This is a genomic window from Auritidibacter sp. NML130574 (assembly GCF_003185725.2).
Lineage (GTDB): Bacteria > Actinomycetota > Actinomycetes > Actinomycetales > Micrococcaceae > Auritidibacter > Auritidibacter ignavus.
Map to the genome: position 1 here is coordinate 1,453,448 of NZ_CP031746.1, position 23,835 is coordinate 1,477,282.

Below are 23,835 nucleotides of genomic sequence, written 5' to 3' on the forward strand. Positions count from 1 at the left end.
CCATCTTTAGAGAAGGATTGATCGATTGAATCATACCATTATCGCCGCAGGAGGGTTGGTTGCACGAGATATCAATGGTGAACTCCACTATCTTTTAGTACACCGGCCTAGATATTCCGACTGGTCTTTTCCTAAGGGAAAACAAGATCCTGGTGAAGATATTCTCCAAACTGCCCTAAGAGAAGTACATGAAGAAACGGCATGTGTTTGCATTCCTCGGCACGAGTTAGGAACCAAGAAGTATCCAAATAAAGAAGTCCATTACTGGGTGATGTCCGTGGCCGAAGAAGGCACCTTTGTCGCCAACGACGAAATCGACCAAATTCAGTGGGTAACCGCACCTATAGCGTGTAAAACCTTAACTCACGTTCAGGACCGTGAACTACTCCAGCAGTATTTAGAAGAAATTGCTCACACCAAATAATGCACCAACGAGCCCCTGAGTGTTGTATTCCAGGCCACAGGATCTGAACCAACACTGTTAAGCGCTAGTGTTTATTGCACAGTGAGCATCGGCATACAGAATTGATTTCTACCCAAACGCGTCACGTACATATCAGTCGTCCCACTCTGCCACACATGGGCATTCGCATATTTAACGTTTCATCTAACCTCTTATCTTGAACCCTAGGTGGCACTGAATTGTTCCTCAAAGGTTATTCTGTAAGGTAGCCACTCACATGGTTGCGACCGAGGGCATTTTGAAGCAGTCAGCACGAGCAACCTAATTTAAATCAGTTCGATACACTGAACACTTCGTGATTCAAGATACACCCTATTTAGATCCATTACTTTTATTTGACAATTGTAAAATCAACTATAAGTATTACAAAAGAGTACAACTAGCATGCTCTGATCAGCGCGTTCGCCTGGTAGACGGAACCGGATGTGTGATGACGCATACCCCAAAAAGCCCACAGCAAGCATACGCTGAAGCACCCCCACAGACCTTAATTTCCTATGCGGACTACAACGATCTCACCTCTGTCGGCCTCAACGCCACTAGTATTGCTCTCACGCTTATTAACCCACATCAGCTCTCCTTCCTGAAGTCATGGGTGTACTGGGGCGCCACCTGTGCACTTGTGGGCTTGACCACGGCGCACGCAATCCAAACGGCCAACGACAATCTGGCCAAAGAATTTGCCCAGGACTATTACGACACCGCAGACTTCGACAGTCTGCGTAGGCATCACCCAAAAGCGCCCCGGGCCGTTGTCCCAGCATGGGTGGCCGGAGCGTTGGCATCGACGATTACCGGCTCTTCACAATCGAGGGTGTAGACGGGGGTCTCGGGGAAGTGGCGCGTCGATAGCTGGATAGAGGTCGAGGCCTTCCGATGATGGAAGTTCCTACACAAGCCATCTGAAAGACCTCGACGTGCCTAACGCTACCTTCGACGACTGTGACCTGACCAAGTTTTGCCGGCTGGACGAGCTCGGCCTTCAAGCTACCGGGCAACGGGTGGAGCCCGGGCGGGCGGTACTGGCCTGTCGGGTGGTGGAGCCAGATGAGTGGTGTCACCGCTGTGGTTCTCAGGGCACCGCGCGGGGCACGGTGATCCGCCGGCTGGCGCACGAGCCGCTGGGCTGGAGGCCCACGACTCTGCACGTCACGGTTCGGCGCTACCGGTGCGCCGACTGCGCCCACGTCTGGCGCCAGGACACCACCGCCGCGGCAGAGCCGAAGGCCAAGCTCTCCCGCCGTGCCCTGCGCTGGGCCCTGGAAGCTCTGGTCGTGCAGCACCTGACCATCGCCCGGGTCGCCGAGGCGTTGGGGGTGCGGTGGAACACCGCCAACGACGCCGTGCTGGCCGAGGGCAAGCGTCTGCTCATCGACGACCCGGCCCGGTTTGACGGGGTCACCGCGATCGGCGTGGATGAACACGTCTGGCGCCATACCCGGCGTGGCGACAAGTACGTCACCGTGATCATCGACCTCACACCACTGCGCGTCGGCACCGGTCCGGCGAGGTTGCTGGACATGGTCGAGGGCCGCTCCAAACAGGCCTTCAAGACCTGGCTGGCCGAGCGTCCGGCTTCCTGGCGGGATGGCGTGGAGGTGGTGGCGATGGACGGGTTCACCGGCTTCAAGACCGCAGCCACTGAGGAGATCCCCGAAGCCACCACGGTCATGGACCCCTTCCATGTGGTCCGCCTGGCCGGAGACGCGCTCGAGCGATGCCGCCGGCGAGTCCAGCAACAGGTGAACGGCCACCGGGGCCGCAAACAGGATCCGCTCTACAAGGCCCGCCGGACCCTGCTGACCGGGGCCGACCTGCTCACCGAGAAGCAGTATTCCAGGATCCAGGACCTCTTCGAGGCTGACGAGCATGTGGAGGTCGAGGCCACGTGGGCGTTCTACCAGCACATGGTCGCCGCCTACCGCCAGACAGACAGGGCCGAGGGCAGGGCGATGATGGAGCAGCTGATCGCCAAGCTGGGCCGGGCAGTGCCGACCAAGCTCATCGAGCTGGCCGGTCTGGGTAGGACGCTGAAGAAAAGGGCGGCAGACATCCTGGCCTACTTCGACCGCCCCGGAACCTCCAACGGACCCACCGAGGCCATCAACGGACGACTCGAACACCTGCGCGGATCCGCCCTGGGCTTCCGGAATCTCACCAACTACATCGCCAGGTCCTTGCTCGAGAGCGGAGGATTCAAGCCCCGTCTACACCCTCGATTGTGAAGAGCCCGATTACCTTGGTGGCACGCCGACCGCTCCTGAGCCTGGATCGGAAGGTCAGCTACGGCCTCTTCCGGTTGGGTCTGTCTAAACCCCGCCGGGTCATGGCAGGGATGGCCGCAATGGCCACAGCAACCGAGCTGGTGAGGAGCTTGGCTTCAAAACGGGCACGCGCCCAGGCACGGACGCCACAGGAGGACTAACTAGATCTCTGGGCCAATGGGCACCGATTGAACCTCACGGAGGTCTTTGGCTACAACGTATGCGGGTTTGCCGTCAAAAACATCGGCCCGGATCTCCGAGTTTTCCCAGTTCTCCTCCAGCCTGGCGAAATCTTGAGAATCCAACGCTGCACCAACAAGCCAGGTTACCTGCGATCGATCGGCGTCAACCCATACATGTAATGGCTCGAAACCAAATTCACGGCGAGCTGGGAAGACCTCGTGAATCAAAAATTGGATGAACTCTTCGGCGAGTTCAGGCACCAAGGTGTAACGTCGCATCCATGTCGTGTAGGGGTGCTTGTCTGGCAGGAAGTCGCTCACAGTAGGGCCTTTCACGCGAAAAACTCTGCGACCACTATTCTACTGACTCACGGCTTCTGCCGGCAGGTGCCAACAAACGTCAAGTTCCAGGTTAAAACGGTGGGCCATCAAGCCAAATATCGCTTCATGGCCCACACGTCAGCTCCAAGAACCCGAGGAGCTGGTATTGATTAGAACTTTGGCAAAGACTGGACACGGTACCAGTCCGCGACGTCTTTGCGGAACACGAGCACGAGGAAGTACACCGCAATCGCCGTACCTAACAGACCTGCAAGCAGGTCGATAATCATCCCGGCCGTGTCGACGCGGCCAAAGCTTGTCAACAGCGTCCCCAGGTAGGACAGACCTCCCAAAATCGCGAAGATAATACCGAGGATTCTGGCCCAGTTCTTATTGGCGCGCATGCCGAAATACACAAGAGCATACAAACCGAGGCTGATGAGCAACACGAAAGCCGCTACTCCGTAGGCCAATGCGGAAACGGCACCCGTTGCACCGTCAATGACCTCTTGCTCTGTTACACCAGTACCGGTGGTGTCAATTTCAACAAAACTGCTAGTCACGATTCCGCGCACGTCCAGGATGACCATCTGCAAAATGGCATGCACCACCATCACCGCGGCCGAGGCCAACACTAATAGTTTGGCGATCTTGGATGCCTGAGGTTCTTCCATCTTTGTCACTGCACCCGGAAAACCACCGGGTGCACTTCCAGAAGCACCAAAACGTTGACCGGCAGGGCCTGCCTGCGGGAAACCTGGCTGTTGCGGTTGCTGATATGGTCCCGGTTGTTGAGGCTGTTGCCACTGTCCTGAGCCAGAAGGTTGGCCCTGACCTGGATTTGGTTGGGGACCCTGCTGATCGGAACCCTGCGGGCCAGGATTATTTTGCCACGACATGATGCGTTCTACCTTCCAAATACATTGTGAAACTCTGGTCTTACCATAGTTTATTCGTTTCGTCGCGCTTGGAAAAGACCTTTTCTCGCTGTGTCATTAGCGGATTACCCTTCACCTAAGAGAGGATCCTGGCTTTGACATGCGGCAAAATCATTCAATGATACGTTCCTGAACAGTCCACCATCTCGCCCCGCTCACGCATAGCATGGAGCGCGCCTGTGGTGCTGTGTTTCTTCCTCTGCGATCTCTTCGATCGCGTTGGGAGAAAGACAGTGTTAGTCAAAGGCAGGTCACCGAGAACTTCTCCGCTTGGTGACCCGCCATAGGAGTTCGAGGATTTCGAACAACGTTTTATGTTGAGAACTGTGGCAAAGACGAGGGTGTCAGATTGTTTGTGTACAGAGTTATCGATGAGAGGACATGATGATGACCATGACAGATGATCGTGTTGATCAGCCTGGTGGGGCTGATGTTGTTGCGCAGTTGAAGGCCAGTGGCGCCTTGGACGAGCTTTTCGCTCGGATCGACGCCGGTGAGATCGAGCTGACCGGCAACGGTGGAGTGATTCCTGAACTGATCAAGGAAGCACTCGAACGGGGTCTGCAGGCTGAGATGACCTCGCATCTGGGTTACGGGCCTGGTGACCGGGAGGCTAAAGCCGTCACGGACCGGCCGGTCAATGCCCGTAATGGCTCGTATTCCAAGACGGTCGCCAGCGAGGTCGGCGATATCGAGCTGACGGTGCCTAGGTGTAGTTCCCCGGGAGGTTGTGAACACTCGCGGTAGGAAGAAGACCTCCGGTACAGATGGGGTTAGCACAACCTGCGTCTGAAAACCGGAGGTCTTCATGTTCCACCCTAATGCACCGTTGACTCCTGAAGGCCGTCGTCGCCTTGCTGTGTTGATTGTTGAGCACGGCTGGACGATTCGTCGAGCGGCCGAACGCTTGCAAGTCTCACCTGCCACGGCCTCGAAGTGGGCCGCTCGCTATCGGGCCGGGGAGCCGCTGACGGATCGATCCTCGCGGCCGCATCGGTCACCCCATCGGTTGTCTGTTCGCAAGGAGCGGCGCATCATTGCGTTGCGGTTCACCCGCCGGTGGGGCCCGCATCGGATCAGTTATCACCTGGGTATCGCCCGCTCCACGGTGGGCCGGGTGCTGGCCCGATACCGGATGCCCCGGTTAGCGCACGTGGATCAGGCCACCGGGCTGCCGGTGCGCACACCAGCCCCCATCCGTTATGAAAAATCGGCTCCCGGGCAGCTCGTGCACGTGGATATCAAGAAACTGGGCCGAATCCCTGACGGCGGTGGCCATCGGAAACTCGGGGTCGCAGGCCGCAAAAACAACGGGTACGGCAACACGGGCCGCGGCTATGCGTTCTTACACCACGCCGTGGATGATCACTCGCGACTGGCCTATTCTGAGATCCTGTCCGATGAGCGCAAAGAGACCGCCGCAGGGTTCTGGCAACGCGCCCAAGCATTCTTCGCCGATGCTGGGATCACCGTGCAGGCCGTGATGACTGATCATGGCGCCTGTTACCGCTCACGCCTGTTCAAGGCCAACCTTGGGGACACCGTCAAGCATCGCTTCACCAAACCCTACCGACCCCAAACCAATGGCAAAGTCGAACGCTTCAACCGCACCCTGGCCCAGGAATGGGCCTATGCCCAAACCTATTACCGTGACCAAGCCCACGCCGCAACCTACCCCGACTGGTTGCACTACTACAATCATCACCGACCCCACACCGGCATCGGCGGTCTCACCCCAGCTGAACGCGTTCACAACCTCGCGGGGAATTACATCTCGTCTGCGTCGGTGCTCGGCAGAACACTGTCGAGGTTCTTAAACGCAGGCGTTACGATGCTAACCGCAACTACGATACCAATTACAGTTGCCAGAGAAAGCCCTGCCGCCGGTAGCCCCCAGTTGCTCGCGACAGCAGCTATTGGGGCAGACGATACAGCTGGCGCCGCGAGCATAATAGTATTCTGAGCGCTTAGCACTCTACCTCGCATTTGGTCCGGCGTAGCCTCAATTGTCGCTACTCCAATCACGGCCGAAACGGGCGCGCCAGCAAGGCCTATAACCACAGCGGCGGTAATTACGAGCCAAGGAGTTGCCATTACTCCTAGGCCGATGTATCCCACCAAAGTCCCAATCATCCCGACAACAAACCAGGTCCGTCGCGATATCTTTCCTACAGTCACAGCGTATATACCGGCCCCGACCAGGCTTCCGGCGGATAGGCATGCGACGACCAGCCCCGTGAGCCCGGGAAGATCTTCAGCCGCGAAGAATGCAGGTAGCAAGCTCGTCTGCAGCGCAGCGGAGGTGGCAACAAACAAAGCGGTAAGCACGGTGGCGCCAAGAATAAGGCGCTGAGAGAACAAGAACCGTAGAGCCACACCGAGTTCAGACAGAACTGCAACCATCGGAGAGCGGTACTGATGCTTGTCCGCGCATTCCAGAGGGTCAGGGTCTCCTGCTCTATGTTGGATTCCATATGAGGCAACTGCAGCGGTTAGGGTCGTAGCCGCAGTTACAAATAAAGTCGTGGATCCAACGCCGAAAACGGCAATCAGTAACCCACCTAGACCCGGACCAGCCAACATGAGCGCACCAGAAAGAGCCTCGCGTGTTCCAACAAGACGATCAAGTGTGTCTGGGCGTTCATTATTCAACTTAGCCAATTTCGGCAAAAGTGCCTCTCTGGCAGTCATTCCAGGCGCATCCCCAAAAGCTCCTAACACTGCCAAGCCGATGAACCAAGCTAAATTTAGTCCTACGGTTGCGTCAACAATCGGAAGCGCTACAACCGCACTGGCAGAAATAACATCACTGATGATCGAGATCGTTCGACGATTGATGCGATCGATTAACACGCCGGCGAATAGTCCAATCACCGCGCTCACTGCAGATGTAACGCTCGCCACGATTCCGGCGGCGAGGATGTCACCGGTTCGCGCGAGCACCAAAAGAGGCAGGACGATTGATGCGATGCCGTTGCCCAGGAGGGACAAGCTATAGGAGCCGAAGTATGCCCATGTGCTTCTGTTCATGGCACTATGAAAAACTATGCCGTCGCGGCCAGGTCAACACTCGGAGCGAGAGACTGATCATGAGCTCGGCGGCAATGGAGTCTGTAGTCGGCGTCGGTCGAGGTCAAGCTACGTTTCACGCTTCGCCAGGCAGCACTGCCGAGGCCAACACGCGCGATAGCGCGAGCCCCTTCTTCTCAGTGGACACGTGCATGTCACGCGGCCGACGTGCGCTTCGCGCACACGGCCGTCCGTAACTCGTGGCCTAGATGCCCCGGAGTGCCTCATGTCAAGATCCCCGGGAATTGCAGGCCGTGCCTCGCACATATTTCCCCCGCTAACCGGGGTCTCAGCCGGCCCGGGTGTGGTGGACCTTGATGCCCGCGGGATCCGGTAGGGCCTGAGCCTTCTCGATCTGGCGTTCAAGCCTTGCAGTCTTGCCCGCAGCGAGCTTGATCAACCGTTGCTGGATCTGATCGATCTCGGCAGCCATGCCGACCGGATCCAGACCTGCCCGGTACTTCTGAAGCTCTTGTTTCTGCTGGGCGTTGAGGATCCCGGCATCCAGCAGCCGGTGGTAGGGAGTCTTGGGTTTGTCATAGAGGCGTTTGCGCCGCCCGCTGGCGTCTTGGGTCCAGCCGGTGGGTTTTTTGGTGGCGGTGAAGTAGTTGAGTTTCAAACCCACCACCTGCCATAGGGCCGCCAGGATGGCGCGTTCATCTGCGGTGTCGTACCGGTAGTGAAACCCAAATTTTCGCACGGCGTGGTTGTTTTTGGATTCCACGGTGGCTTGATCATTTTTTTGATACGGCCGGCCCCGGGTGAAAAAGATCAACCGGTCAGCAGCCCAGTGCATGACTTCGTGGTTGATGAACTCTGACCCGTTGTCACAATCTAAGCCCGCGATCCCATAGGGGATGGCGGCTGCGGCCCGGTCCAATCCTGCCAGGATGTGCACTTGGGCGTTATGACGGAGCACTTCTAGGTGCACCCACCCGGTGCGCACATCAGTCATGGTTAGGGTGCGGGCGAATTCGCCTTGCAGGGTTGGCCCGCAATGGGCCACCGTGTCGGTTTCGAAAAACCCTGGTTCGTCTTCGACCTCATCGCCGGCTTGTCGCACCGTAATCGAGTTGCGCAACAAGGCCCCAGGCTTGGTCGTAGCGATGCCTTTGAGGCGTAACCGGTCGCGTTCGGCCTTGAGATACCGGTCAATCGTGGCGGCACTCATGGCCACCAGCTGGGCACGCACCGTGGGGTTATACCCGGAGCGGCCAAACGCCAACTCATCGTGGGCTTCTAACGCGTCTAACCAGTCTTCCATCACCGGTTTCATGTATTTGCCCGAGGGCATGCCCATCAACCGCCACACCCGGATCAACTGCTTTTTCGCATTCGCCGAATACTTCGTGGGTTTATGCTTTCGACGGTCAATGCGCACCACGTTTTTGACCCCGATGGTCTGCGACGTCAGATACCGCCTGGCCGTGGACCGGCCCAACCCAGTGGAAGCACAAAACTGATCTAAAATCGCTGACTTCTCCGCCTTGGACCCCGTGCGATAATCCCTACGTAATTGCTTGGTGACTTCAATCCGAGCACTCATCGAGACAATGTCCTTATCCATGCGTTCACACTATGGCTTCGCGCTCACGATACGTGAGGCACGACCTGAGCTACGCGCTCAATATGAATAAGGTACGTCGTGCTCTTGACTCAGGGGCCGCAAGCGGATAGCTTTGCATACACGCCCTACCGCAACGGGCGGAGGGCACGACTCAAGGAAGAGAGCATGTCCATGCAGACCGAGAACACCATGATGGCGGAAGCAGTCTTCGGCGACTTTCAGGACACCATCGACCTGATGGAGCAGGCTGAGCGCGAGGAAGCGTTCGCCACGGACCCTGAGATGGTTGCAACCACCCCCGTCTGCGCAACGATCGGTACCGCTCTGATCATGTGCTAAAAGGCGGGAAACCCTGATTGGGCCCTACCGAAGCAGTCGCCTATTGCGATCGGGTAGGGCCCAATCTGTGTCCGGGGTCCTGGCCCAGCACTAGTAGTTCTGCAAGCATTATTGATCGTTGTGAAATCGATCGACGGAAAAGGTGGACGCGATGGAGCGTATGGGGTCTCGGGTCACAGTATCCGATGAAAAGGAGTTCAAGAGGTACGTAAAAACAGCGCGAGGCTTCGACAAGGAACAGCGACTTCTTAACCGGGAGTTCCAAGCTATGCAAGCGGCTGCAGAGATTCGGGATGAAGCAGGAAACCCGGTCGCATTGCCAAGCACACGTATCCTCGACAATCAGATTACCATGGAGACCCCTCACGGATATTCCTCCCCGATCAAGGATTTTTTTGATCGGGATCTTCCCACGGACTGGCGAGGTCAAGTTTCCCTCATCGGGAAGAAGCTAGCCATCCTACACCGAGCGTCAATAGATTTCGGCGCGGAGCCAGAATCACCCATTCTGTATCCTATTCCGGCTCACCTCTTCATGCACATCACTGACGGCGCGCTATGGACGCTAAAGCAACTTCCAAAACAGGTGCACGAAACGTTAAAGAGAACGATCACACAACTCCAGGAGATGGAGTCAGTGTTCATTCATGGCGATCTCTCGATAGACAACGTACTTACCACTGAGCACGATGCGGTGTTTATCGATTGGGAGCTGGCGGGCGCGGGACCGAATCTGCATGATATCAGCTCACTAATGGCATCGTTCCTTGCATCGCGTGTGCGGGCACAAACCGCGAGAGGTACTGTACGTACCAGCGTGCCAGCTGGCCTTATGGGGGAATTTAAAGAGTTCACTGCCCACCTCCTAGGCGCATACGGGTTTGCCTCCGACACCGACGAGGCGGTGCTTCTCGTGCGTGTCGTAGCCTTGAAACTTCTTGCGCGGTCACAAGTGGTGGCCGCTGCATCGGTTCCACAGACTGCGTTGGCGACGGTTTTGTTACGCATGACAATAAACATGACCGCCAATGCCACTGCTATAAGCAAAGGGTTGATGCGGGATGCTAAGTAAGGGCACTAGGTCTGCACTGCTTGAAACTGAGTATACGGCCGCGGCGCGTTGGGCCGAAGAATGTCTTAACTCTCTATTTGTCGATGGCAAGGAACTTAGGAGGTGCCTCAACGGTGAGTCTGTTTCAGCCACTTCGAGTGTCGCAGCGAGGACGGTGAGTCGCTGGCTTTACGAGGACGTCCACTTAAAGAGGACAGGAAGCTCAGTGGCGCAAGGCGCCGAAGTGGCTAGCCCCGTGGTGGCATCAACAGCACTGAGGAATGCACGCCGAACTAGTCTAGGCTGGAGTCTGCGACCATCCGCCGAGGGCGCTACCGTCGCGACATCTGCTTTGAGTGGTGTCGAGCTTCTCATCGCTGCCGAGCAGCGTAGCGAGTGGATTGTCGGGCCTGATGCATTAAGCGTACCAAGAGTGCGTAAAGGATTCTTGAGTGGCTGGGATAGTATAACTGGCCTCGATGGCAATCCATTGTCTCCAGATCTGCGAATGTACATTCCGTGGGTCAATAGTAGCCACAGCGCAGAGAATCTAATAGATAAGCTGGACCAAGCGGTCAGCCGGTGGATGATAAAGTTCGCCAATTTCGCGACACAACGTCCAGATAAAACTGTACTTTATTGCTCAACTGGCGATGCTTGTAAAATATTTGAAGCACTCCAGCAAGCAGCACCATCAACCCAGTCCATCGAACTTAACGGTCCTGGATTCGCACTTATTGGCCCGTACGGAATCCCATACGGTCTGAATCGAGCTGGGGTGACATCAAGTTTTGGAGTGACCGTGGCTAGGCAAGCCGGTGAGTACTTAGTCGAGTCCTATCCCACTTGGCGCCACCCGGAACTTTGTGCAATCCTCCAAGAATCCGCGACAGCAATCGGAATCGATAATTGGAATGAGGCCCTCTTTTGAGCACAGAGAAGATCGGCACAAGACGAATTAGCCAACAAAGCGAATCAGCATGGACCTGGGAGCTGTCCGCGGAGCAGTTCAGGTATGGTGAATCAGTACCGCAGTTAGGGCTTGACTCGATTCGCCCAAAGACTCCTACGGGGACTGTGATCTATGAAGACGTGCCCGCAGACCATGCGCTCATTGATGACCTTCTCAACGAGAGTGAGTATGACGAAGCACATTGGGCTTGTTATGAGAACGCCTTACGTTGTCTCGCCACAATCTCCGCTTCTGGGGAGGCTGCATGGAGCTCTGACCAAATAGGGCGAACGCGGCAGTACGTTGACACGAGCAAAGACGAGCAGGAGAAGCTCACTCGACTTTCACAGCAAGTCCTGGAAACGATTGATACTGTCAGTGAACCGTCAAACGTCGGAAAATCTGGTGAGAAATATCCGATAAAGCCGGGGGTGCCGATCGGACTCGGCCGAGTCATTCTTGATCCAACAGGTCGAGGAATGGTGCTTGCACCGCTCGGCGATGCAGCCCCAAAAGCTGCAACCGCTGGAAGACTGATTGAAGAACTTATTTGGGTTTCTTCACTCATTCAAGCCAAGAGCGAATTCAAAGCAAAGATGGCGATCAAGCTGGCGGTTTCCGTCGCACATTCCTCGCCGAAATACCCTAACCTTCTGCTTTATTCCACCCTGCTGGCCTTCTCGGCCCATGTCCAAAGACGTCTATCAGCACCAATGGCTCCACCTGAGACCGTTGATATCTTCTGGCCAGCAATTGTGAAGGTAGCTAAGAACCCAGCTGAAGTAGGATTACCATGGAAAGGGGTAAGATGACATCCTTTGATCCACAAAATCATGCTAAACCCCCTGCTGCACTCAATTTGCAACGTGGGCAGTTGCTTATTGTCGGAACGGGCGCAATCTCAGTTACCTTCTTGCCCAGTTGGGTTAATGTCCTACGAACATGGTATCCACAGATGTCAATCCGGGTTGTGCTCACGCACTCTGCTACTGCGTTGGTCTCCACGCGCGCTATCGCCGCAATTTCCGGTCATTCGGTAGCTGTTCAGGACGGAGGCGCCTCGTCGCCAGCGGTCATGCATCGCGCCTTGTCCGCTTGGGCCGATCTCGTTCTAGTATTTCCTGCTACTTCCAACTTCTTAAGCAAGCTGGCGCACTCGATGACAGACAGCATGGCACTGATGACATGTGCCGTGTCGCCGTCACCAGTTGTCTTGGTGCCCTCTGTACCCGAAAAGATCTGGAAGGCACCCTCGATGGTTCGGAACATCTCGCTCCTCAAGGAGTCTGGGTATTGGGTACATGAACCATCAGCAGCGGTTACCGCCGCTACTCGTACCGGCGAGTTTGGTGGCCCGGCCGATATTTCCAGTGTGGTGCGATTAATGAGCAAGACCTTGGAAACTGACCCAAATACTCAGAAGGAATCCTAATGAACAAGCCACTGCACTCACCTTTTCGGGAGATCGTTGCGTATGTCCCGGGAGTCGTAAGATCTAGCCTCTATAAGGGCTACTTCGCCCGCTTTTATGCAGAGTACACTTCTCTCATTGATTCTGATATTCAGTGGTATCGTAAAGCGATCGGCAGGAAGCAGAAGTTACGTGTTCTCGATCTTTTTAGCGGTACAGGTCGTATTGCGGAGGGTCTTGCTGAAGACGGGCATGAGTGCACCGCAGTTGAGGTATCTCCCGATATGACAGCAGGAAAGAACACGAGTGGCGCGCGGGTCAGAAGAATTCTCGGTGACGTTTTCGATTTTCCTGGTTCGGCCGAGTACGATTCTGTTGTAACCGGTCAGATGTCCGTGGCTATGTTTCTGAACGACTCGGAACGGTTTCACTTGTTTCACCACATATGGAGTCATCTGAAGCAAGGCGGTCGTTTAGTTTTTGATATGCCATTGCCTCCTGAGGCTGATTCGGAAGACGTTATAGGGCTACCGCTTTTGAGTGGTGAACGGGGATACGTCTTGTCTGGGGTATTTCGCGATGTGGAAAATGCTGTTCAAACCACTTACTTTCTGGCCGAGGTCGATGCCGCGGATGCACCAACCTCACGAATTCTAGCAAGTCACCAACTGGCGCTACTGAACGAAGCCACTATTCGAGTCGAGCTGGAGAGTGCTGGATTTTATGTCGAGCAATTCGAGATATCCAATCCAGCCCCTCTGCAACCGGGCCTTTCTGCGCCCGTTGCACAGATCAGTGCTGTTAAGCGTTCGGTCGATAGTTTCCCGGCTAGTTGAAAGGCCAACACAATGATTGATCACGTAATTTCTAATGGTCAGCTCACGGCCAGCTTCTATGACGAAGTTACCGCACCTGATAGCTTTCCCGACGAGGCGGCCGAATGGTTGCTTAGCACCATTGGACCAGAGCGAACAAGTATTCTCGACCTTGGGGTAGGCACGGGTCGGGTTCTCTCTAGAATTGCCCGTTCCTTGCAGCGGGACAAGGTATTGACTCGGTATCGACTTCATGGAGTGGATATTTCTCCGGAGATGATCGCTCAAGCTCGGTCCAAACCGGAACTTGCTGGTGTTACGTTCACAATCGACGATGTCAGGTCGGTATGCTTGAGCGAACAGTACTCTGCAGTTATATGCCTTGGGAACACCCTGGGCATGTCCCTGGAGGACAACGCACTCACGGAAATCTTCAAGACGGCAGCCAGGCACCTCGACTCAGCCGGACTTTTCATTGTCGATTTTCAGAACCCTGTGGCGTTGGATTCACTATTTACTGAGGCGTCAGTTGTGTCGAGCTTTGAACAGAATGATTCGAACGAAGCCTCGGGCATTGTCCAGTTCTTCAGTCGTCCCACCGAGAGATTGTTCAGGATTAACCAGCACTGGATAGTTAAAGATGAGGTTACCTCCTTTGTCGAAGAAATATCCCTTTACCCTGCTGAGCAAGTTCGGGAGGTTGCAGAATCGTGCGGATTCAATCTAGTAGACGCTTATGGCGACTATTTGGGATCGCCGTTGATTGAGACTGCCTCATTTATGAATGTCCTGGTGTTTCGATACGAACCTTCAACCATTTAATGAGTGTTGGAATATGTCCCTGAGCACGAGCGAGATTGCGAAATTATCTGGAGTCACGCGTCGAACAATTCGTCATTATCATGACATAGGCCTGTTGCAGGAGCCGAGGCGGAGACCTAACGGGTACAGGGAGTACTCAACTTCGGATTTGGTGGCGCTTTTGCGTATTCGTCGGCTTTCTGCTCTTGGATTTTCCCTATCAAATGTTGCTGATATGATGCGGGGCGAACAGGGTTCGGAAGAACGGCTCATCGATAGCCTTGATTTTGAGCTGGAGTCCCAGATTTCACAGTTGCAAGCGATTCGGGAGGAAATTCGCCTTGCGCGCACGCGCGGCGTCCCTGCGGATGTTAGCCCAGATGCTTTTATGGCAGCTCAAGGTGTGGATGGGCCAAATCGACTTAGACTTGGCGTACTTCTCGGCGCGCTTTTCCCATCGGAACAACTAGAGATTTTCGCGCATTTTGTTGCCTCTCCGCCTAGTGACTATTCTGAGATAAACCAGGAGTTCGCTTTAATTGATGCCAGCACAAGTGAGGAACGTTTGCGGGAGTTCATTAATCGACTTACAGACTCTCTCGCCGAAGCTAGGGCAACGGCAACTTGCCATACCGAGAGTAACGGAAAAGATGCTTTTACGGTGGATTCGTTGTCTTCAAGGCTTCTGGTCGATGTCTTTTTCGAGGGCCTGAACGCTACGCAACGAGGAGTTCTAGAGAAGGTGCTGTCAAGGCTGTCCAGTGAGCAATGAGCCGCTTGGCAGGAAAGCGTGTATGCCTGGGTGGGCGTACTAGCTCTCAGCTCCCCGGGGCTCTCTTCCCTCGGTCATTCGGTAGCGCCTTTCTTGGTCTTCAGTATCCGCGAACAGACACAAATTCCACCCTAGAGGCTCGAGCGCAGTGCCCGTTGTGCTGGCTTCCGGTCTGGTTGAGGGGACGAGCTCGACTGGGGCTGAGAACACAGTCGCGAGTGCGCGATCTGGGCGATCCGCCGTTCGGCTGCCTGTTGCGGGGAGGCCACGGTGTCCGAATCACCGAGGGGCGCGGACTCGTGGATGTCATAGCGCCGGCGGTACAACGCGATGCGCACTGCGAGGCCACGCTACCGCTGGCGCTCACGGGACCTCGGTCCAGGTTTCCCGAGCTTGGCCACCCAGGCGGCCCCGCACTCTATCGCCTCATCCAGCGAAGCCGCGGCTGCGGTAGTGATCAGATCTTCCCGCTCCTGCAGGGCGACTCGCATGTCATCATCCAGGGGGCCGGTCGGGCGCGGGATCAGCCCCGCCACCCGCCCGGGTGTGCTCGTCTTGCGACGTGGCAGTTGCGTGGTGACCGCGTCGATCATAGAGGCCAACCACGCCGCGGGGTCCTTCTCTTCGGTCCACGACTGCAAGCGCGGAGCGAGACGAGCAAGGATCCGGGTCGGTGCGTGCCCGGCGGCCTCGTGGCGGATCACCGCAGCCTCGAGCTGTTCGTAGTGCGGGCTCGTGAACACCTCGTCCGCGATCCCTTCCGGGAACGGGGCGACATCGAGGTAGCTGGCCACGCGCTCGACCTATGCCTCTCGGGCCAGCACGCGGTGCAGCTGCCCGATTCGGGTCAGCGGCTCCGGGGGCTCCAGGTGGGTCTCGACATCGTGCGGGTCCGGTTGGATCACATGGGCGCTGTTGTTCTGCTTGCCGGGGGTCATCGCGACGTAGAACAGCTCCCGGGACGCGGTCTCCGGATCGACCAGGGCGTGCACGGTATCCACGCTGGCCCCCTGGGCCCGGTGGACGGTGGTGGCCTAGCCGAGCTCGACGTCCTCGGCAACGTACTCCGCCGGCAGGATCAGCTCAGCCCCGGCAGGGTGGTCTCCGGGTCCGAGGCGGCGCACGGCAAGCGCCCCGTTCTCGAGCCGTCGGGTGACGGCCCGGCGGTCGCCGTTCTTCACCTAGGACCGGCCGAGACTCAGTTGTCGGTCGTTGCGCCTGGTCACCACCAGGTCCCCTACCCCGGCAGTGGTGCCGTCATGCAGTCCGGTCCCGTCGCGCTCGACGTGCCCGGCGATGATGAGGTCTTTGCGGGCGCGGGTGTTCAGCTCGGCGACCATCTCGGCGTTGCCCGCGATCATCAGCGTCGCCAGCCCTTCGTCGCGGTCATGTTGCCAGGCGTTGTAGGCGGCATCGAGCATCCGCTCGATGCTCCCATCAGTGAGCCGGCCGTGGTTCTCGTAGTCTTCAAGCACGGCGGTCTTGCCGCGGCGCAGGCCGAGGCTGGCCGTTTTCTCCCACTCGTGGACGAACCGGCGCGCATCGGTCAGCGTCGGCGGGGCAGCACGGTGGCGCACCAGCATCCCGAACGCCCCGCCGGTTTCCACGGAACTGAGCTGGGCCGGATCGCCGACGAGCACCAGCTTCGCCCCGGCCTGCCTCGCGTGCTCGGCGATCCGATCCAACGTGAGCGTCCCGGCGAGGCTGGCCTCATCGAGCAGGATCAGCTGTCCGGGCTGGAAGTCCCAGCGGCCTCTCTCGTGTTCGTAGAGGAATTTGGCGGTGTTCTCGGCGCGGACGCCCAGCGATTCGCCGAGAACTTCGGCCGCCGCCGCCGAGGGTGCCAAACCGATCACGGAGTCCTGCCCGTGGCGGGCGGTCCAGGCACGGTGCAGGCCGCGCAGCGCGGTGGTCTTCCCCGCACCGGCCGGGCCGACCAGCAGGTCCAGGCCCCGCCCAGAACGAGCGATGCGGGTGACGGCGGCCTGATCCTCGGCCAGCCTCACGCCCTGGATCTTCCGGGAGACGTGCCGGGCCACCATCCGAGATGGCAGTCGCGGCGCGGATGTGTCCTCGGAGTGCTCCAGGAGGCGGTGTTCGGCGTCGAGAATTTCCTGGCTGGAATAGGCGACCTGATCGCCAGTCTGGAAACGGTTCCCGCTCTGATCGACCTAGTGCCCCGGCACCGCACGGTCATACTCGGGCGTCAGGCGCAGCGACTGCGCTTCAGCAACAGCCACGATCTGATCCAGCACTGCGATGCGTTCGGCCGGGGTGGTGAAGCGGGTGGACTTGAGCTGGCGCATGGCTTCGGCGTGCAAGTTCCACCGCGTCCAGGTCGAGCGCCGATCCGCGACCGTCATCACCACGACCGATGCCAGGTCCTCGACCTGTTGCGCGCCGAGGTCTTCGGCACGCAACCGAGGTGCTTCCGGTGCGCGGGCGAACACGTCTTGTGCCCAGGTGGTTGCATCGGTGCCCAGCAGCTGGGTTGCACGCTCCCGCCAGTCCGCGGTGAGCTCAGCCAACGAATGCAACTCCTTCTCGGGCCGGGCCTCCAAGGTGGCTTGCTGGCGCAACCGAGCGATCGTGTCCGGGCTGGGTGCGTGCCCGTGGGCGTCCCGGTAGTCACGGATGAGCCGGTTCTTCGCCTGCTCGATACCCTCCACACCGACGCTGCCGGTGGTGCGGCGGGAGAACTCCGCGATCAACTCAGGCGGGATGCTGGTGATCTCCCAGCCGGTGTTCCGGTCCTTACCTCGGTCGACGGGTGCCCAGGTCAGGCCGAGCAGGTCGGCGGTGTGGTCGATGAGGTAGGCGTTGTAGCTGGCCGACAGCGCGACGGTGGCCTTGTGCAGCCGCCGCGAATCCAGGCTCCGCCACTTCCCGTCCTCGCCTTGGACCTTGTTCGAGACGACCAGGTGCGTGTGCAGCTGCGGGTCGGCGGCTCTCGAGTCGTAGTGGTCGAAGGCGGTGGCGATGATCCCGGTGATCGGCATCCTCGCGATCCCGCCCTTGCCGACCCGGGTCGAGGCCACCCGCCCTTCGAGCAAGGCGACGGTATCGCGCATCGCGGCGTGATGGGCTTGTGCCAGCAGTTCTTGCGTCGGCGCGTCCGCAACACCCCAGAGGCTGCCCAGGGACTTCGGTGGCGAGAAGGTCAGGTCGAAACCTGCAATCGCTGCACGAGGCTTGCGTGCAATCTCTTCGTCGCGGATGTCCTGGATCGCGACCTCACGTTGCGCAGCCGGCATGTCCGGGCTGAGCTTGGCAACCCGGTCAGCAATCCGCTCATGCGGTGGGCGCAGGGTCGGGTAGGCGTGGCCGAGTTTCGCGCCGGTCACCGGGTGCACGCCGTGCTGAACTAGGGCGTGTCTGATAAATGTTGTAACCAGGCGATGACACCGTTGAGCACGATAGCGGCCCGGTAGATGATGGCGAGTTTGTCATATCGTGTGGCCAGTCCTCGCCACTGTTTCATACGGGCGTAACCACGCTCGATGACATTGCGGCGCTTGTACTTGATTGCGTTGAACTTCGGTGGACCGCCGCCCCTTGATCCTCGCCGGAGACGATGGCCTTGCTGATCGATCGGCTCGGAGATGACTGCCTCGATCTTTCGTGAGCGCAGCAATGAGCGATTCGCTTTCGATAAGTAGGCTTTGTCACCCAGGAGCGCGTCTGGGCGGGTGCGTCGACCGACTTTCAGGTTCTCCAGTAGAGGAGCGAGCATGGGGCTGTCGCCGTCCTGGCCGGCAGTGCAGATCGTGACTAACGGCAGTCCGTGGCCATCGACGAGCTGATGAGTCTTTGTCGACAAGCCACCACGAGAGCGGCCGAAGGCGTGGTCAGGCGACTCGGTCAGCAGATCCTTGTAATTCGACGAGTCCCTTTTTTACGCGGCTGATGTTCGTTGCGTGCTGGTGAGCACGAGCGATCGTGGAGTCGACTGAGACGGTGAAGTCGACCTTGTCATTCTTCACCGCAAAGTCTGTCAGCGCCTGGTGGATGGCATCCCAGGTGCCGTCAGAGGCTAAGCGACGGTGCCAGGTCCACACGGTCTGCCATTTGCCGAAGGTCTCGGGCAGGTCGCGCCAGGCGATGCCGGTGCGGTAGCGGTAGATGATGCCTTCGATCATCTGCCTGGAATCGGAAAAGGGGCGTCCGCGCTTGCCTGTTGGTGCTGGCAGGTAGTCAGCGATGAGAGCCCATTGGTCATCAGTGAGCAGCTGGAATCGAGACATGACTCAAGAGTTTCAGAAACCAACCGTAAACTTTGTCAGACACGCCCTAGCCCCCGAAAGTTGGACTGGTTTAATTCTAGGCGGTTAAAGGCTCAAGGGTCTGGTTTCGATATTGCATCGGGGTCAGGCCCTTGATGGAGTGCCCTAGGTTTTTAGGTCCAGGTGACTTGAGTGTTGTCCATTGATGCCCGGCCTGTGGGTGGGGAGAATGGATGAATGGTGAAGAAGTTCAGCAAGCATACTCCCGAGCAGATTGTTCGTAAGCTCGATGAGGCGCGGGAGTTGAAGGAATCGGGATCAACGACAGCTCAGATCCTGACCGCGTTGGGGATTAGCGAAGCCACGTTGAACAGGTGGCAGGCTACCTATGGGTCGATGACGAAGAGCGAGGCGAAAGAGCTCCAGCGATTGCGCGAGGAAAACACGCGCTTGAAGCGTCTCCTTGGTCAGGCAGAGCTGGAGAAGGCTGCGTGGAAAGAATTATCGCAGGGAAACTTCTAAGCCCAGCTCGCCGCCATGATGCCGTCTGGCATCTGGTCGGGCTGGGCTACTCCCAAAGATATGCCTGCCAGATTGTTGGGCTCTCCCGTAGCGCTTACCGGCGCGCTAGGACCCGTGAACGCAAACCTGATAAGTACGCAGACCTGCGCGAGTGGATGCACGAGTTCGCGCGTGATCACCGCCGGTGGGGACACCGGCGTGCCTGGAGGAACGCCTTGGCTGAGGGGTATGGGATATGCCGGGAAACTTTCCGCAGGATGTGGCGTGAAGAGGGTCTGCGCGTGTTGCCTCGCAAGAAGCGTAAACGCCTCAATGGACACGTCCAGCGCGATGTTCGGTCCGGCCAGTACCCGAACGAGGTGTGGGCACTGGACTTCCAGTTCGATTCAACATGGCACGGCAAGACAATCAAGATCTGCAACATTATTGATGAATACACCCGCGAACACCTCGCCTTCGCGGTCGATAAAAAGATTGATGCGGGCTCGGTGATCGAACTCCTTGACGTGGCTTGTCTGGAGCACAGAGGACGCCCTAGGGCGATCCGGATGGATAACGGGCCTGAGTTCATCGCCCACGCCCTCGAGGCTTGGGCGGCCGAGGATGAGACGATCCAAGCGTTCATCCCGCCAGGCCAGCCCTGGCATAACGGGTTCGTTGAGTCGTTCCATAACCGGATGCGAGACGAACTCTTGGAAGATAACAGTATCGAAAATCTCGACCATGCCCGCCTACTCGTGGCCCAATGGTCACGGCGCTACAATGACTTCCATCCGCACTCATCACTGGGCTACCTCAGCCCGCGGCAGTATGCGGAACAATGGAGACAAGAAAACACGGTCAACGCTTAAACCAAGTGGACCTAATTCTTAGGCCACCCCCTTGAGTCGTTGTTGGATGCGTTCGGTGTTGTACCACTGGATGTACTCGTCGATTGCCTGGTTGAACTCTGTGACGGTGTCGAAGACTTCTCCGTGGTACATCTCGGTTTTCAAGTGCCCGAAGAAATGCTCCATGACCGCGTTGTCGTAACAGTTGGCTTTACGCGACATCGACTGAGCACCACCGTTGTCATGAATTAGGTTGCGCCAGGACGAATGCTGGTACTGGAAACCTTGATCGGTGTGCATCATCCACCCAGGTTCAGGCGCACACGTTTTAATCATCTGAGTTAAAGAATCGGCGGTAAACGCTGTCGACGGCGATGTAGCCACGGTGTGGGCAACGATTGAACGGTCGAACAGATCCATCACCGGTGACAGGTAGACCTTGCGGCCTGCGACCCTGAACTCGGTGACGTCGCTGACAAAGACGGTGTTTGGCTTAGTTGGGGTGAACTTGCGGTCAAGTGTGTTTTCAGCAATGTGGCTGAACGTCCCGCTGTAGGAAACATATGGCCTACGCTGGCGGACCTTGGCTCGAAGCTCAGTAGCGTCCTTTAATGTGGTGTACGGCTCCCCGGTGAGCGCGTCATTCATTACAGAGTGACGGCCACCGTGTGATCCTTCGAGTGAACCTACCAAAGCACTCTCGAAAGGACGTTTCACGATGACCGTCATCCCTTCTAGTATCGACCTTCGCGGCCTGTTGGAGGAACAGCTTTTGCAGGCAAGTCCTGACCTGATCCGGGACTTGTTGCAGATGTTCATCAACACCCTGCTCTCAGCCGAGGCTGACGCGGTCTGCGGCGCTGAATATGGGCAGAGCTCTGATGCCCGGCAGAACCGGCGCAACGGCTACCGGCACCGGGGCTTCGACACTCGGGCCGGCACTTTGGATGTGGCGGTACCCAAGCTGCGGCAGGGGACCTACTTCCCCGAGTGGCTGCTGGAACGACACAAACGTGCTGAGCGGGCACTGACCTCGGTGGTGGCCACCTGCTACTTGCTGGGGGGTCTCTACCCGCCGGATGGATAAGCTCGTCGGGTCCCTGGGGATCGAGAGCCTGTCGAAGTCCCAGGTCTGGCAGATGGCCTCTGAACTCGATGAGCAGGTCGAGGCCTTCCGCACCCGACCCTTAGACTCTGGGCCCTACACCTTCGTTGCCGCTGACGCGCTGGTGCTCACAGTCCGTGAGTCCGGCCGTGTGGTCCCGGTGCACGCGATGGTGGCTACCGGCATCAACCGCGATGGCCACCGCGAGAACCTCGGCATCCAGGTCAGCACCGCCGAGGACGGGGCCGGCTGGCTGTCCTTCGTCCGCGACCTGACCGCCCGGGGCCTTAGTGGAGTGAAGCTGGTGACCTCTGATGCCCACGCTGGGTTGAACGCCGCGATCGCTGCGACCTTACCCGGTGCAGCCTGGCAGCGGTGCCGGACACACTATGCGGCCAACCTGATGGACACTACCCCCAAGGCCTCCTGGCCCTGGGTGAAGACTCTGCTGCACAGCATCTATGACCAGCCCGATGCCCAGGAAGTACACGCCCAGTTCGACCGTGTCGTCGAGGCCCTGGACCATAAACACCCCAAGGTCGCCGACCACCTGGCCGGGGCCCGCGAAGACATCCTGACCTTCACTAGCTTCCCCAAAGAGGCCTGGCGCAAGATCTGGTCAAATAATCCCAACGAGCGGCTGAACAAGGAGATCCGCCGCCGCACCGATGTGGTCGGGATCTTCCCTAACCGCGAGGCCATCATCCGCCTAGTCGGCGCCGTGCTGGCCGAGCAGCACGATGAATGGGCCGAAGGCCGCCGATACATGAACCTCGAGGTCCTCCAACACGCCCAACAGCTCGGCACCGACACCACCGAGGAGGTGCCACCACAGACCATCGAAGCCCTCGCCGCATAACCCAGAATGACACGCTTGAAGGATCACCCCTCATACACCACACCACCGGACTTGACCGGGGGCGTGCTTGAATAGCACCTGAGAGGTGTGCCTTTCTGCGTGGGAATCATTGGACTAGACACTCACTATTTTCCCAGGTCAGAGGCGCATTTCCTCGTTAAACCACCGGACAGACACCTACTTCATCGGTGGATCGAGGCTTAAGTCTGGTCCAGGTCGATCAGCGCAAAAACGAACGCCTGGCTGCGAGTCTGAGCGACTTCACCATGATCGCTTCTGAGCAGATTTCCTACACCGCATCGGTCAGCCGCGATCAGGCCCGGGCACTGGTGGAGATGGGACCCAGCGCCCACCACATCAGCACCGAGGATCTCGTCTCAGGTCTAGACCGTCTGCCCAAGGATCTCGTCGTGACCGTCTCAGTCAACCTCGGCCTCTACTGCCAGACCTGAGCTGCTGGACCGCTGGGGCGGGTGCGCCGAACATCTCGCGTCCTGTGTTGATCAGTCGGATGACCTCAGCTTCTTTCCGCCCTCCGACACCAGGTACATAGATATAGCGGTGATGCCTATTCCATACTGGGCCCATCGGCGGGGAAATACGTGGACGAAGCTCCGGTGCCAGCAGGTGGTTCACGTGATAGACACCAGAGGGCGTCAGCACCATCACGATCAGGATGTAGAACATCACCCGCAAGGCATTCGACCAAGCTGCCGGCTTTCCTCGCAGTCTCACGCTTCGAGCGGCGCGCAAGGTACTGAGTGCCTGGTCGAAGGTCATGGGCATAAAAGCCACGCTATCGCTTTCTGTCCCGGACGCTAAAGCCAGAGGCATGAGGTCATGTAAGGTCCGCACTCGGCGGAACCACCTGCACCACGGTCTGCACTGCGACCAGCGGGATGCTGCTCCCAGCCGGCCACCGCCGCCTCAACAATCGGTGACCCTCTCCGCCCGGCGGCGTCGTCGGTCACGCGCGGCTTTCACCACAGATCAGTCCGCAGGTCGAAAGCGCTCCCGCACCAGAGCAATAAGGGTCTCTTCACTCAAGCCCAGCTGATTCACCGTGTCCCGGAGCGTATCGATCTGGGTGGTCAGCTCCGCTGTGGACTGCGGTACGTCCGCAACGATCGCTCCGCGACCCCGCCGCATATCCAGCAGGCCCTCTTCGCGCAGATCCTGGTATGCCTTCAGCACGGTATGCAGGTTAACCGTCAGGGAGGAGGCAACCTCCCGGGCAGAGGGCAGACGATCCCCCGGGGCGAGCCTCCCCTGGGCGATATCTGCCCGGATGGAAGTGGCAATCTGCTCATACAGCGGCACTGGTGAGGAGGTGTCAACCCGCAGAAACATC

The 23,835-nt window shown here is 58.0% G+C and carries 24 protein-coding genes and 4 pseudogenes; 16 read left to right on the forward strand and 12 right to left on the reverse strand.

Features of this window, described 5'->3' with window-relative positions; translation table 11 throughout:
* Positions 1-25: 25 nt before the first annotated feature.
* From DCC27_RS06615 to DCC27_RS06625, 3 genes are all read left to right on the forward strand, one after another.
* The gene (locus DCC27_RS06615; protein WP_168186090.1) at positions 26-424 is read left to right on the forward strand and encodes an NUDIX hydrolase; all 399 of its coding nucleotides are present in this window, start codon (positions 26-28) and stop codon (positions 422-424) included.
* 334 nt (positions 425-758) lie between these two features.
* A complete protein-coding gene (locus DCC27_RS06620; protein WP_148707517.1) occupies positions 759-1,283 on the forward strand; it encodes a hypothetical protein in 525 nt (174 codons plus the stop codon).
* A gap of 97 nt (positions 1,284-1,380) precedes the next feature.
* Positions 1,381-2,688 carry an ISL3 family transposase gene (locus DCC27_RS06625; RefSeq protein ID WP_117328628.1) on the forward strand — a complete coding sequence of 436 codons (1,308 nt, stop codon included), beginning with the start codon at positions 1,381-1,383 and terminating at the stop codon, positions 2,686-2,688.
* Positions 2,689-2,888: 200 nt separating this feature from the next.
* Here the strand turns inward: DCC27_RS06625 and DCC27_RS06635 are convergent, their stop codons facing one another.
* The gene (locus tag DCC27_RS06635; protein WP_110101163.1) at positions 2,889-3,230 is read right to left on the reverse strand and encodes a hypothetical protein; all 342 of its coding nucleotides are present in this window, start codon (positions 3,228-3,230) and stop codon (positions 2,889-2,891) included.
* Between the two features lie 170 nt (positions 3,231-3,400).
* Positions 3,401-3,904, reverse strand: coding sequence for a hypothetical protein (locus DCC27_RS06640; RefSeq protein WP_110111065.1), 504 nt, complete (start codon positions 3,902-3,904; stop codon positions 3,401-3,403).
* 657 nt (positions 3,905-4,561) lie between these two features.
* Here DCC27_RS06640 and DCC27_RS06650 point away from each other — a divergent pair.
* Positions 4,562-4,879 (forward strand): annotated as a pseudogene (locus DCC27_RS06650) (transposase); the annotation flags it as partial.
* Positions 4,880-4,976: 97 nt separating this feature from the next.
* Positions 4,977-5,933 (forward strand): annotated as a pseudogene (locus tag DCC27_RS06655) (IS481 family transposase); the annotation flags it as partial.
* A 2-nt stretch (positions 5,934-5,935) separates the two neighbouring features.
* Here DCC27_RS06655 and DCC27_RS12825 read toward each other — a convergent pair.
* Together DCC27_RS12825 and DCC27_RS06665 are read right to left on the reverse strand one after the other, a co-directional pair.
* Complete coding sequence (locus DCC27_RS12825) at positions 5,936-7,198, reverse strand: MFS transporter (RefSeq protein WP_110111062.1); 1,263 nt, start codon at positions 7,196-7,198, stop codon at positions 5,936-5,938.
* A 328-nt stretch (positions 7,199-7,526) separates the two neighbouring features.
* The gene (locus DCC27_RS06665; protein WP_246840055.1) at positions 7,527-8,804 is read right to left on the reverse strand and encodes a transposase family protein; all 1,278 of its coding nucleotides are present in this window, start codon (positions 8,802-8,804) and stop codon (positions 7,527-7,529) included.
* A 165-nt stretch (positions 8,805-8,969) separates the two neighbouring features.
* Here DCC27_RS06665 and DCC27_RS12215 point away from each other — a divergent pair, with 165 nt between their 5' ends.
* The 7 genes from DCC27_RS12215 (at position 8,970) to DCC27_RS06700 (ending at position 14,945) form a co-directional block, all read left to right on the forward strand.
* Entirely contained in the window at positions 8,970-9,143 is a 174-nt protein-coding gene (locus tag DCC27_RS12215) for a hypothetical protein (protein ID WP_158524770.1), read from the forward strand.
* 151 nt (positions 9,144-9,294) lie between these two features.
* Positions 9,295-10,215: an aminoglycoside phosphotransferase family protein gene (locus DCC27_RS06675; protein ID WP_110111030.1), complete on the forward strand. Its 921-nt coding sequence runs from the start codon at positions 9,295-9,297 to the stop codon at positions 10,213-10,215.
* 906 nt (positions 10,216-11,121) lie between these two features.
* The gene (locus tag DCC27_RS06680; protein WP_148707518.1) at positions 11,122-11,958 is read left to right on the forward strand and encodes a hypothetical protein; all 837 of its coding nucleotides are present in this window, start codon (positions 11,122-11,124) and stop codon (positions 11,956-11,958) included.
* Positions 11,955-12,578: a flavoprotein gene (locus DCC27_RS06685; protein ID WP_168186092.1), complete on the forward strand. Its 624-nt coding sequence runs from the start codon at positions 11,955-11,957 to the stop codon at positions 12,576-12,578. The genes DCC27_RS06680 and DCC27_RS06685 overlap by 4 nt, the downstream gene beginning before the upstream one ends.
* Entirely contained in the window at positions 12,578-13,393 is an 816-nt protein-coding gene (locus DCC27_RS06690) for a trans-aconitate 2-methyltransferase (protein WP_110101396.1), read from the forward strand. Before DCC27_RS06685 ends, DCC27_RS06690 begins: the two co-directional genes overlap by 1 nt.
* A gap of 12 nt (positions 13,394-13,405) precedes the next feature.
* A complete protein-coding gene (locus tag DCC27_RS06695; RefSeq protein ID WP_110101395.1) occupies positions 13,406-14,194 on the forward strand; it encodes a class I SAM-dependent methyltransferase in 789 nt (262 codons plus the stop codon).
* A 13-nt stretch (positions 14,195-14,207) separates the two neighbouring features.
* Positions 14,208-14,945: a MerR family transcriptional regulator gene (locus DCC27_RS06700; RefSeq protein ID WP_158278493.1), complete on the forward strand. Its 738-nt coding sequence runs from the start codon at positions 14,208-14,210 to the stop codon at positions 14,943-14,945.
* Between the two features lie 131 nt (positions 14,946-15,076).
* On the opposite strand, the gene DCC27_RS12470 is transcribed toward DCC27_RS06700, so the two are convergent.
* The 6 genes from DCC27_RS12470 to DCC27_RS06710 form a co-directional block, all read right to left on the reverse strand.
* Positions 15,077-15,283 (reverse strand): hypothetical protein, encoded by a 207-nt coding sequence (locus tag DCC27_RS12470; protein WP_246840056.1) that lies wholly within the window; start codon positions 15,281-15,283, stop codon positions 15,077-15,079.
* Between the two features lie 12 nt (positions 15,284-15,295).
* Complete coding sequence (locus DCC27_RS12475; RefSeq protein WP_233488013.1) at positions 15,296-15,739, reverse strand: hypothetical protein; 444 nt, start codon at positions 15,737-15,739, stop codon at positions 15,296-15,298.
* 9 nt (positions 15,740-15,748) lie between these two features.
* Positions 15,749-15,946 carry a hypothetical protein gene (locus tag DCC27_RS12480; protein WP_233488011.1) on the reverse strand — a complete coding sequence of 66 codons (198 nt, stop codon included), beginning with the start codon at positions 15,944-15,946 and terminating at the stop codon, positions 15,749-15,751.
* Positions 15,947-16,126: 180 nt separating this feature from the next.
* Positions 16,127-16,951, reverse strand: coding sequence for an AAA family ATPase (locus DCC27_RS12485; protein ID WP_246840057.1), 825 nt, complete (start codon positions 16,949-16,951; stop codon positions 16,127-16,129).
* Positions 16,952-17,116: 165 nt separating this feature from the next.
* Positions 17,117-18,298: a MobF family relaxase gene (mobF, locus tag DCC27_RS12490; RefSeq protein ID WP_371682186.1), complete on the reverse strand. Its 1,182-nt coding sequence runs from the start codon at positions 18,296-18,298 to the stop codon at positions 17,117-17,119.
* 11 nt (positions 18,299-18,309) lie between these two features.
* A protein-coding gene (locus DCC27_RS06710) for an IS5 family transposase (protein WP_210403456.1) occupies positions 18,310-19,189 on the reverse strand; the annotation gives its coding sequence in 2 pieces (ribosomal slippage) (positions 18,310-18,831 and positions 18,833-19,189; 879 coding nt in all).
* 216 nt (positions 19,190-19,405) lie between these two features.
* On the opposite strand from DCC27_RS06710, the gene DCC27_RS06715 reads away from it, so the two are divergent.
* On the forward strand, positions 19,406-19,690 hold the full coding sequence (locus DCC27_RS06715; RefSeq protein WP_110111033.1) for a transposase: 285 nt from the start codon (positions 19,406-19,408) through the stop codon (positions 19,688-19,690).
* Positions 19,660-20,541, forward strand: coding sequence for an IS3 family transposase (locus tag DCC27_RS06720; protein ID WP_168186093.1), 882 nt, complete (start codon positions 19,660-19,662; stop codon positions 20,539-20,541). The genes DCC27_RS06715 and DCC27_RS06720 overlap by 31 nt, the downstream gene beginning before the upstream one ends.
* A gap of 18 nt (positions 20,542-20,559) precedes the next feature.
* Here the strand turns inward: DCC27_RS06720 and DCC27_RS06725 are convergent.
* Positions 20,560-21,132 (reverse strand): annotated as a pseudogene (locus tag DCC27_RS06725) (IS3 family transposase); the annotation flags it as partial.
* A 106-nt stretch (positions 21,133-21,238) separates the two neighbouring features.
* On the opposite strand from DCC27_RS06725, the pseudogene DCC27_RS06730 reads away from it, so the two are divergent.
* Positions 21,239-22,484, forward strand: a pseudogene (locus tag DCC27_RS06730) (IS256 family transposase).
* 188 nt (positions 22,485-22,672) lie between these two features.
* Positions 22,673-22,936 (forward strand): hypothetical protein, encoded by a 264-nt coding sequence (locus tag DCC27_RS06735; RefSeq protein ID WP_117328638.1) that lies wholly within the window; start codon positions 22,673-22,675, stop codon positions 22,934-22,936.
* Between the two features lie 538 nt (positions 22,937-23,474).
* Here DCC27_RS06735 and DCC27_RS06740 read toward each other — a convergent pair.
* Positions 23,475-23,834, reverse strand: coding sequence for a GntR family transcriptional regulator (locus DCC27_RS06740; protein ID WP_110098119.1), 360 nt, complete (start codon positions 23,832-23,834; stop codon positions 23,475-23,477).
* Between the last annotated feature and the right edge of the window lies 1 nt (position 23,835).